Genomic DNA, 10,674 nt, shown 5'->3' on the forward strand with positions numbered 1-10,674 from the left:
AGAGAGCGTAACGGATGGCATTGGTAATTTTTGATTTGGACGACACCCTGATCCACGGCGACTGCGCCACCTTATGGAGCGAGCAGATGGGCCGTCTGGGCTGGGTCGACCCCGAGTCGTTCATGCGCAGGAACAACGAACTGATGGACGCCTACAGCCAGGGCAAACTGGCGATGGAAGACTTTATGGACTTCAGCCTGGAGCCGATGATCGGCCGCACGCCGGAGGAAATCGAGCACTTGGTGGAGCCGTGGGTCGAAGACGTGATCGAACCGCTGATCTACAGCGACGCCACCAAAACCATTGCCCGCCACCGAGCTCAGGGCGACCGGATTCTGGTGATCTCCGCGTCGGGCACGCATTTGGTTAAGCCGATTGCTGCGCGTATCGGCATCGACGAAGTGCTGGGCATCGAGCTGGAGGTCAGCCATGGTGTTTACAGCGGTAAAACGGTGGGCGTACTGACTTACCGGGAAGGCAAGATCAAGCGTTTGCTGGACTGGCTGGCGCAGGAAGATGAAAACCTGGACGGTGCGTACTTCTATTCGGATTCGCGCAATGACTTGCCACTGCTGCTGAAGGTCGATCATCCCCAGGTGGTGAACCCGGACCCGGTATTGCGGGCACATGCCGAGCAGGCGGGCTGGCCGATTCATCACTGGGTTTGATGCCGCCCTGGAGGCTGCTATAAATCGACGCGATCAAGGCCAGAAGTCGTCATTAGAATGTGAAATGAGCCTACATCCTATGTAGGACTCGGGGCGCCAAGCGCATCACATGACCTTCAACGCCTTGCAATGCTTTCACAGTGCCTCCATAGTGAGTCTGGACTGAGCCCGTAGCAGTAGCGCCGGGCTTTTTGCATTATGCGACCGGCCCACACGGAACCGGCGACTTCAAAGACGGCCTAATATGCGTTATCAATTGCCCCCGCGTCGAACCAGCATGAAGCATCTGTTCCCCAGCACCGCCCTCGCTCTTTTCATTGGTCTCGGCTTTGCGTCGATGTCGACCCATACGTTCGCAGCCAACAGCTGGGACAACCTTCAGCCGGATCGCGATGAGGTGATCGCCAGCCTAAACGTCGTCGAGTTGCTCAAGCGCCATCACTACAGCAAGCCGCCGCTGGACGACGCGCGCTCGGTGATCATCTACGACAGCTACCTCAAGCTGCTGGATCCGTCGCGCAGCTACTTCCTGGCCAGCGACATCGCTGAGTTCGACAAGTGGAAGACCCAGTTCGACGACTTCCTCAAGAGCGGCGACCTGCAACCCGGTTTCACCATCTACAAGCGCTACCTGGACCGCGTCAAAGCGCGTCTGGACTTCGCGCTGGCTGAACTGGACAAAGGCGTCGACAAACTTGACTTCACCCAGAAAGAAACTCTTCTCGTGGACCGCAAGGACGCCCCTTGGCTGACCAGCACCGCTGCCCTCGACGATCTGTGGCGCAAACGCGTCAAAGACGAAGTGCTGCGCCTGAAGATTGCCGGCAAAGAGCCCAAGGCCATCCAAGAGCTGTTGACCAAGCGTTACAAGAATCAGCTGGCGCGTCTGGATCAGACCCGCGCCGAAGATATCTTCCAGGCGTACATCAACACCTTCGCGATGTCCTACGACCCGCACACAAATTACCTGTCGCCAGATAACGCGGAAAATTTCGATATCAATATGAGTCTGTCGTTGGAAGGCATCGGTGCCGTCCTGCAAAGCGACAACGACCAAGTCAAGATCGTGCGTCTGGTGCCAGCAGGTCCGGCCGACAAGACCAAGCAGGTCGCACCGGCCGACAAGATCATCGGCGTGGCCCAGGCAGACAAAGAGATGGTCGATGTCGTCGGCTGGCGCCTGGACGAAGTGGTCAAGCTGATCCGTGGTCCAAAAGGCAGCGTGGTACGCCTGGAAGTGATTCCGCACACCAATGCCCCCAACGACCAGACCAGCAAGATTGTGTCGATCACCCGTGAAGCGGTGAAGCTCGAAGACCAGGCCGTGCAGAAGAAAGTCCTTAACCTCAAACAGGATGGCAAGGATTACAAACTGGGCGTCATTGAGATCCCGGCCTTCTACCTGGACTTCAAAGCCTTCCGTGCTGGCGACCCGAACTACAAGAGCACCACCCGCGACGTTAAGAAAATCCTGACAGAACTGCAGAAGGAAAAAGTCGACGGCGTGGTCATCGACCTGCGCAACAACGGCGGCGGCTCGCTGCAAGAAGCCACCGAGCTGACCAGCCTGTTTATCGACAAAGGCCCGACCGTGTTGGTACGCAACGCCGACGGCCGTGTCGACGTGCTGGAAGACGAAAACCCGGGCGCGTTCTACAAAGGGCCGATGGCGCTGTTGGTCAACCGCCTCTCGGCGTCGGCTTCGGAGATTTTCGCCGGTGCCATGCAGGACTATCACCGCGCGCTGATCATCGGCGGCCAGACCTTCGGCAAAGGCACCGTGCAGACTATCCAGCCGCTCAACCATGGCGAGCTGAAGCTGACACTTGCCAAGTTCTACCGGGTGTCCGGACAGAGCACCCAGCACCAGGGCGTGCTGCCGGATATCGATTTTCCGTCGGTCATCGACACCAAGGAAATCGGCGAAAGCGCTTTGCCGGAAGCCATGCCGTGGGACACCATCCGTCCCGCTATCAAGCCGGCATCCGACCCGTTCAAGCCATTCCTCGCACAGCTCAAAGCTGACCACGACACCCGCTCCGCCAAGGACGCCGAATTCGTGTTCATCCGCGACAAGCTGGCCCTGGCCAAGAAGTTGATGGAAGAAAAAACCGTCAGCCTCAATGAAGCGGACCGCCGTGCGCAGCATAGCGATATCGAAAACAAGCAACTGGCCCTGGAAAACATCCGCCGCAAGGCGAAGGGTGAAGACCCGCTCAAGGAGCTTAAGAAAGAAGACGAAGACGCGTTGCCAACCGAGGCGGATAAAACCAAGCCGGAAGACGACGCCTACTTGGCCGAGACGGGCCGAATTCTGCTGGACTACCTGAAGGTCAGCAAGCAGGTAGCCAAGCAGTAAATGATGGCGATTTAATGTGAACGCTCTCCGGAGTGTCATCAAATAGACATCATTCTGTCGTGAAATAAAGGACCCCATGCATTATGCCTGGGGTCCTTTTTTTTCGATCGAGATCGCCATGACCATGACCGAACAGCTGAACGCATTGGGCTCAATCCTGGCTCAAGGCAGTTTGCACAGCCTGTTCCAGCCGATCCTGTGCTTATCCGAACGACGTATTCTGGGCTACGAAGCGCTCAGCCGCGGCCCCTCCAACAGCCCCCTGCACTCCCCCGTCGCGCTATTCGCCGTGGCCAGCCAGGCCGGACGCCTGAGCGATTTGGAAATGGCATGTCGCGAGAGTGCCTGTCGACGCTTCAGCGAACAGCAACTGCCGGGCAAGCTGTTTCTCAACATCTCGCCGGAATCCTTGATGGAAACGGCACACCAGCCGGGCCGCACTCTGCAACTGCTGCACGACTTCGGCATCCCGCCCAGCCAAGTGGTGATCGAACTCACCGAACAAACCCCCACTGACGATTTCGATCTACTGCAGACCGCCCTGCACCACTATCGCAACATGGGATTTTCCATCGCCTTGGACGATCTGGGCGCCGGGTATTCGAGCTTGCGCCTGTGGTCAGAGCTACGTCCCGACTACGTCAAAATCGACCGGCACTTTATCGACGGCATCCACCAAGATGCGCTCAAGCGCGAGTTTGTCGGCTCGATCCTGCAAATCGCCAAGGCATCGCGCGCGCAAGTGATCGCCGAAGGTATCGAGTTGCCGGAAGAGCTGGCGGTATTGATGGAAATGGGCGTCGACCTGGTCCAGGGCTATTTGCTCTGTCGGCCACAGGAACAGCCACCGCAGGAAGCCCGGTTGATGCTGCCCAAACCCGACAGCGCCAACATGTCCCTCAACGAAGAAGGCAGCGACCTCAGCGCCCTGCTGAACGAACAACCGGCGGTGGATCAAGACACCGCCACCGCCCAGGTCTTGGAGGCCTTTCGCCGCCAGGCCAATCTCAACTCCCTGGCAGTGCTCGATGGCCGCGGTCACCCTGTGGGCATCGTGCACCGGCATTCGCTGTCCGACGCACTGCTCAAACCGTTCGCCACCGATCTTTTCGCGCGCAAGCCCATCAGCCGCCTGATGAGCAGTGACTTCCTGGCAGTGGAGCTAAGCCAGTCGCTGCAACAGGTCAGCCGCCTGCTGACCAGCCGCGCGCGGCAACGGATTGAAGAAGATTTCATCATCACACTCAATGGTGACTACCTAGGCCTGGGTCGGGTGATCGACGTGCTGAAGCTGATCACCGAGCTGAAAATCCAACAGGCGCGCTACGCCAATCCACTGACGTTGCTGCCGGGCAACGTGCCGATTCAGCAGTGCCTCACGCGCCTGTTACAGCAGCAACGGGAATCCGTGATCTGCTACGTGGACATCGACAGCTTCAAGCCCTTCAACGATATCTATGGCTACGGACGGGGGGATGAGGTGTTGCTGTGCCTGGCGCAGTGCCTGAACGACCGGGTCGACCCCAGCCGCGACTTCGTCGGGCATATCGGTGGCGATGATTTTTTGCTGGTACTGGGGCCGCAGGATTGGCGCAGACGGCTCAACCAGTTGCTGGATGATTTTCACACCCAATGCCGGCGCTTCTACCGCGCCGAACACCTGGATGCCGGCTGCTTCGTCGCATTGAACCGCCAGGGTGTGCGCCAGGAGTTTGCCCTGCTTTCGCTGTCGATCGGCGTTGTCCATCTACATCCACAGGCCTGTGAACAGCTCGACGCCAGCCAGTTGGCAGAGCTGGCGTCGCAGGCCAAGCATCATGCCAAGGACATGGAGGGCTATAGCGTCCATGTGATCAACAGCATGGACATGCTCTCGCCAACGCTTTAAGCCTCGGCGGACTCCGGATACTCGTATTCGAATACCCGTACCACTTCCGAAGCATGCCAGGAGGCAGCGGCCACACCGTCAGACGGTCCGCTGAAACGCCCAAGACGCTCCACGCATTCAAAAAAACCAGTACGCGGCAGGCGGCTGGCGCCCTGGCTGATCACCAAGGAGCTACGCAGCGGCTGATCGGCCTTGGCATCCAAGGCCGCCAGGTGCTCCAGGGCGGCGGCCAAGGTCTGCATGGCCGGCGAGGGAAACTGCAAACGCTCCAGCAGCGCCCGATACGTCAGTAGATGGCGCTGGCGGCGCGCCTGATCCAGTTCGTTGAGCAACCCATCCCAGTGTTGACGACTGATACGTAGGCTCAAGATTCATCCCTCCAACCTGCAACGCCCAATTCCCAGGCCAGGCTGCGGCGGATCGCAGCATCCGGCTGGCGCTCACCACTTTCGATCAATCCAAGATAAGAAGGGCTGATACCCACCGTGCGGGCCAGCGCTTCAATGGCAAGGCCCTTGGTCTCACGCAGGCCGCGCAGGTCGGCGAGAGGGCGCAGGTCCTGATCGGACGCGGCCTGGGCGGAGGAGTAAGAAGGAGATGGAGGCTGTTGCTGACCGGCCGCTTTAAGCAGCGCCTGGTACTGCTCCCATGGCAACACCGCGTATTCGGGTGCGCCGTTGCGTGAAATTATCTGAATATCCATGACTGCCCCGTAGGATAACAACACTTACAACGTAAGCACTTTCCTTAGGAGTGTAATCCTAACAGCCGTATAGGTCGCAGGGGGATAGCGATGCAATCAGTTTTTTTGCGGGTTTTCCTGGGCCAACAGCGCAGGCGTGGCAGGCAGGCGCTCGACCACGGCGAGCTTCTCCGGGCGCTGTGCCTCACGCCAAGCACGGAAGGCGTTAAGTTCGCCGTCCAGCGTCTTCATGATCCATGCTAGTACGGCGATATCATCGAACATACCAAACATCGGGATAAAGTCCGGGATCGCGTCGACAGGGCTCAGAAAGTACATCAGCCCCGCCACGATCGAGATCAGTGCCTTGGGGCTGATGGCGCGGTATTCGCCGCGCCAGTAAGCCAGGCAAAGGGCTTGAAGCAGCTTGAGGTCGTCCTTGAGCTTGCCGAGGCGGCTGCCCTGGCTGGAACCTTTGGCGGCGACGGCGAACAACAAGGTCGGCAAACGTCCACGCCCCAACAAACGTGCCGCCATGGGCAAAAAGCGGGTGAAATTGAAGGGTGGTTTCATCGGTCACTCCAGTTCCAGTCGACACACAAGGTTATCCACACAAATTGTGGATAACCTTGTGAACAGAGCCTGTTTTGCGGCCTGAAAGCCACGGGTTACAAGGCTTACAGTCAGATCGGGCGTTTTTTGCGCACCTCAAAAAAACCCAAGATTTCATTGACTTGGCGTTGCTGTGCGGTTACCCGTGCTCGAGTGTTATATCAGACTGTTACAGGTTGCGGACGTTCGTTTGGATGTACGCGAACCGCAGAAACAACAACGCCCCGTCGAGACGGGGCGTTGTGTGTTCAGGCGCCGATTACTTCTTGGCGGCCGGTGCGGCAGGAGCTTCAGCCTTGGCTGGGTCCTTGATGCCCAGCAGCTCCAGGTCAAATACCAGCACGGAATTGGCTGGAATCGCCGGGCTCGGGCTCTGAGCACCGTAGGCCAGGTCGGACGGGATATACAGTTCGACCTTTTCGCCAACGTGCATCAATTGCAGACCTTCGACCCAACCTGGAATCACGCCGCTGACCGGCAGGTCAATCGGGCTGCCGCGATCCACGGAACTGTCAAAGGTAGTGCCGTTAGTCAGCTTACCGGTGTAGTGAACAGTGACCACGTCAGTAGGCTTAGGCTGCGGGCCATCGGCTTTCTTGGTGATCTTGTACTGCAGACCGGAAGCAGTGGTGACGACGCCGTCTTTCTTGGCATTGTCTTCGAGGAATTTCTTGCCGGCGGCTGCCGACTCTTCGCTCATTTTGGCCATGCGTTCTTCAGCACGTTTTTGCAGTGCGGCGAACGCTTCAACCAGTTCGTCGTCTTTGAGCTTCTGCTCTTTCTTGCCGACGGCATCTTCGATGCCTTGGGCTACTGCTTTGGAATCCAGGTCATCCATGCCTTCCTGGGCAAGGCTTTTGCCCATGTTCAGGCCGATGCCATAGGAAGCTTTTTGCGCCGGGGTTTTCAGCTCTACGCTGGTCTGCGAATCACAACCCGCAAGTACCAGGCTAACCAGGGCCACCGCCGCCGCCAACCGATGCTGTTTCATGCTATTTCCTTGTTCATGCGCCAATAGGGCATTTGAATAAAGTCGCGAGCTTATCAGGCGGCCACGACCAATGGCTACCGGCATGTGAGCAGGAAACTTCCGATAAGTTCACGTGTTTAAAAGCATTTTCATTCATCATGAGGGCCCGCGACGGACCGCGGGACCGCCTTCATCCAGGCTCATGGCCACTTGCCGCACCTCTGGCCTAGTGGCATAACAACGCAACCCCTCGACAAGGATAGTTATCTTGCGCATTTTTTCCCGTATTTTGCTGCTGATCGGGCTCGTGCTGGGCCTGATTCTGACGGTGGTGATCTATTACATCGTCAACCCCAAGCTGCCGGACCCTGTGCCGGTGAAGCAGGTGCATTACCAGGACCAATGGAGCGCCGCCGACCGCCAGACCTACTACTTCACGCCTCAGGGCACCCAGGTGAAAGGCCTGCATTACGATTGGTTCACCGCCCTGGAATTGCCGTTCTCCGAGCGACGCTTTGCCACACCAGAATACCTGGCGCGCTTCGGCTTTCTGGTCGACCCCAAGCAGGTGCCCAGCGCGCAAAACCCCGGCAATCTGCCTGTAGGGTTCGCCCGCCACAAAAACGCCGACAGCAACGTTGAATACCTGGATATCACCTGCGCCGCGTGCCATACCGGCGAGTTGCATTTCCAAGGCCAGGCGCTGCGTATCGACGGCGGCTCGGCCCAGCACGTTTTGCCATCAAGCGTACCCACCCTGCGCGGCGGCAGCTTCGGGCAGGCCCTCGTCGCCAGCCTGGCGGCGACCTACTACAACCCCTGGAAATTCGAGCGCTTCGCCCGTCAGGTGCTGGGGGATCGATATGAAACCGACCGCAGCCAACTGCGTCAGGACTTCAAACAGTCGCTGAATCAATTTCTCAAAGTGGCCTGGAACGATACCCACCGCGGCCTCTATCCCACCGAAGAGGGCCCCGGTCGCACCGACGCCTTTGGCCGCATCGCCAACGCCAGCTTTGGCGATGGGATTTCGCCAGACAACTACCGCGTCGCCAATGCCCCCGTGGACTACCCGCAGCTGTGGGACATCTGGACCTTCGACTGGGTGCAATGGAACGGCTCGGCGCAACAACCCATGGCACGCAACATCGGCGAAGCCCTGGGCGTCGGCGCGACCCTGACCTTCTTCGACAGCGCCGGCCAACCCCTGCAAGGCGAGGCGCGCTACCCTTCCAGCGTACGGGTGCGCGACCTCAACCTGATTGAAGAAACCCTGCAACGCCTCAAACCGCCCACCTGGCCGGAAGACCTGTTCGGCGCCATCGACAAGCCTCTGGCCGCCCAAGGTCGTGCGCTGTTCGCCGAAAACTGCGCAGGCTGCCACGTACCGAATGTGACCGAGGAAAATGGTCGGCCAGTGCAGCACTTGAAAATGCTGCCGGTTGAATACATCGGCACCGACCCCGGTACCGCCAGTAATATCGCTGATCAACGTTACGACCTCAGCGCCCTGCAATGGGACCCGGCCGAACTGGCCCGACTGAATGTCGAACTGCACCCCACCCCGACCGAACCGTTGGACCTGAAGAAAATGTCGGTGGCCAAAGGCCTGGCCTACGTCACCGCCTTTGTCGAAGACCATGCCTACCGTGCCGCCGGCGTGACTCCGGCCGAGCGCCCACGCCTGGATGGCTATGGCCTGCCGATCGGCGTGCGCGAGTTGCGTGCTTACAAGGCGCGCCCACTGGCCGGCGTGTGGGCCACGCCACCGTTCCTGCACAATGGCTCGGTGCCGACTATTTACCAACTGCTCTCGCCCCAGGATGAGCGCAGCACCACCTTTTATAAGGGCACCTTCGAGTACGATCCGCGCCATTTGGGCTTTGAGACCGCGGCGTTCAAGAATGCCTTCCTGTTCGACACCCGGGTGACGGGTAACCATAACAGCGGCCACGAATTCCGTGCCGGCCAACGAGGCAACGGCGTGATTGGCCGTGGCCTGCTGCCGCAGGAGCGCTGGGCGCTGCTGGAATACCTCAAAGTACTGGGCGGCCCTTTGGAGCAACAACTGCCATGATGATTCGATCTCAATATGACCGCCCTTCCCTGCTTGCACGCCTCTGGTTGTGGGTTGGCCGCTTTCTTGGCAAGACGTTGCTCTGGCTGGTAACGCTGGGCCTGATTGGCTGGCTGGCGACCACGGCCTGGTATGCATGGCAACATAGCGGCCCGGTGTCGGCAGATGAGCAAGTGCCGCCGGGTGAAGCAGCGATGACCCAAGGCATCATCCAGACGGCGGTACGCATCGTCGATCAGCATCGCGAAGGCACGCGCTACCTGCGCGACGCCCACGCCAAAGCACATGGCTGCGTGAAGGCCGAAGTCAGCGTATTGAGCGATCTGGACCCTGCGCTACGCCAGGGCGTGTTCGCCGAACCTGGTAAGACCTGGCAGGCCAGCATGCGGTTATCAAACGGCAATGCCTACCCACAGTTCGACAGCATCCGCGACGCGCGGGGCATGGCGCTCAAGTTACTCGACGTACCGGGCAAACAACTGCTGGCGGACCAGCAAAGCCGTACCGAACAAGACTTTGTGATGTTCAGCCATCCCAACTTTTTCGTCAGCGACGTCGCGGAGTACGCCCAGAACATCGGCGCCCAGGCGGACGGCAAGAAAGTGCTGGCGTTCTTTCCCAAGATCGACCCACGCACATGGCAAGTGCGCCATCTGTTTATCGCCCTGGCAACTCTGGCGCCGGCACCGGCCAGCCCGACGCAGACCACCTACTTTTCGGTATCGCCCTACAAGTTCGGCGCGGCCAATGCCAAATTCCGCGTAGCGCCCGCCCCACAGAACTGCCCGGAGTACGTGCTGCCCAAACAGAACCAGGACCTGCCGAACTTCTTGCGCAGTGCCTTGAGCCAGCAGCTGTCGACAGATCGTGTACCGGCGTGCTTCGTATTGCAGATCCAGCGGCAGAATCCGCAGAAGTTCATGCCCATCGAAGACACCAGCATCGAGTGGAAAGAGAGCGACGCGCCCTATGAAACCGTAGCCACCGTCCGGATTCCGGCTCAGGACTTCGACACCCCGGCGCAAAACCTGGCGTGCGACAACCAATCGTTCAACCCCTGGTTTGGCGTCGCGGAGCACCGCCCCATCGGCGGTATCAACCGCCTGCGCAAGGCGGTGTATGAAGCGGTCAGCGACTACCGCCATAGCCGCAACGCGCCGTAAAGAGTACGTAACAAAGGGCCCGACGCTGTAAGGATTGCGTCGGGTCTATTGAGGTGTTTTCGCCATGCACTTAGCGTGATTTCCTACCCCATCATTTAGGAATTCACTGTGGAAAGCTCAATCCTCGGCATGATCGTACTGACCCTTATCGCGGTGTTCGGCACGGCCTCGTTTTGCTTCGAGCACCTGGCTATCCGTCAGCCGCGCAAGAAAAGGCCGACTAACCAAATCCCAGGCATCGGCATAGGGGACGGC

9 protein-coding genes are annotated in these 10,674 nt (G+C 59.2%); 5 read left to right on the top strand and 4 right to left on the bottom strand.

What is annotated here, in order from left to right; genetic code table 11:
- Positions 1-14: 14 nt before the first annotated feature.
- The 3 genes from YA0848_RS29280 to YA0848_RS29290 all read left to right on the top strand — a co-directional run bounded on the left by YA0848_RS29280 (position 15) and on the right by YA0848_RS29290 (position 4,915).
- A complete protein-coding gene (locus YA0848_RS29280; RefSeq protein WP_169868303.1) occupies positions 15-668 on the top strand; it encodes an HAD family hydrolase in 654 nt (217 codons plus the stop codon).
- A gap of 277 nt (positions 669-945) precedes the next feature.
- Positions 946-3,027 carry a carboxy terminal-processing peptidase gene (locus tag YA0848_RS29285; RefSeq protein ID WP_169868305.1) on the top strand — a complete coding sequence of 694 codons (2,082 nt, stop codon included), beginning with the start codon at positions 946-948 and terminating at the stop codon, positions 3,025-3,027.
- Positions 3,028-3,145: 118 nt separating this feature from the next.
- Positions 3,146-4,915, top strand: a complete 1,770-nt coding sequence (locus YA0848_RS29290; protein WP_034096730.1) for a bifunctional diguanylate cyclase/phosphodiesterase — start codon at positions 3,146-3,148, stop codon at positions 4,913-4,915.
- On the opposite strand, the gene YA0848_RS29295 is transcribed toward YA0848_RS29290, so the two are convergent.
- The 4 genes from YA0848_RS29295 to YA0848_RS29310 all read right to left on the bottom strand — a co-directional run bounded on the left by YA0848_RS29295 (position 4,912) and on the right by YA0848_RS29310 (position 7,200).
- Entirely contained in the window at positions 4,912-5,283 is a 372-nt protein-coding gene (locus YA0848_RS29295) for a hypothetical protein (RefSeq protein WP_034096729.1), read from the bottom strand. The two genes, YA0848_RS29290 and YA0848_RS29295, sit on opposite strands and share 4 nt — an antisense overlap.
- Positions 5,280-5,618: a helix-turn-helix domain-containing protein gene (locus tag YA0848_RS29300; protein WP_034096728.1), complete on the bottom strand. Its 339-nt coding sequence runs from the start codon at positions 5,616-5,618 to the stop codon at positions 5,280-5,282. The genes YA0848_RS29295 and YA0848_RS29300 overlap by 4 nt, the downstream gene beginning before the upstream one ends.
- A 96-nt stretch (positions 5,619-5,714) precedes the next feature.
- The gene (locus YA0848_RS29305; RefSeq protein WP_034096727.1) at positions 5,715-6,170 is read right to left on the bottom strand and encodes a YkvA family protein; all 456 of its coding nucleotides are present in this window, start codon (positions 6,168-6,170) and stop codon (positions 5,715-5,717) included.
- Between the two features lie 298 nt (positions 6,171-6,468).
- On the bottom strand, positions 6,469-7,200 hold the full coding sequence (locus YA0848_RS29310) for an FKBP-type peptidyl-prolyl cis-trans isomerase (RefSeq protein WP_034096726.1): 732 nt from the start codon (positions 7,198-7,200) through the stop codon (positions 6,469-6,471).
- Between the two features lie 247 nt (positions 7,201-7,447).
- Here YA0848_RS29310 and YA0848_RS29315 point away from each other — a divergent pair, with 247 nt between their 5' ends.
- Entirely contained in the window at positions 7,448-9,256 is a 1,809-nt protein-coding gene (locus YA0848_RS29315; RefSeq protein WP_169903237.1) for a di-heme-cytochrome C peroxidase, read from the top strand.
- Positions 9,253-10,419 carry a catalase family protein gene (locus YA0848_RS29320; RefSeq protein ID WP_034096724.1) on the top strand — a complete coding sequence of 389 codons (1,167 nt, stop codon included), beginning with the start codon at positions 9,253-9,255 and terminating at the stop codon, positions 10,417-10,419. Before YA0848_RS29315 ends, YA0848_RS29320 begins: the two co-directional genes overlap by 4 nt.
- The last annotated feature ends 255 nt before the right edge of the window (positions 10,420-10,674 follow it).

The organism is Pseudomonas sp. S4_EA_1b, from assembly GCF_016307435.1.
GTDB lineage: Bacteria > Pseudomonadota > Gammaproteobacteria > Pseudomonadales > Pseudomonadaceae > Aquipseudomonas > Aquipseudomonas rhodesiae.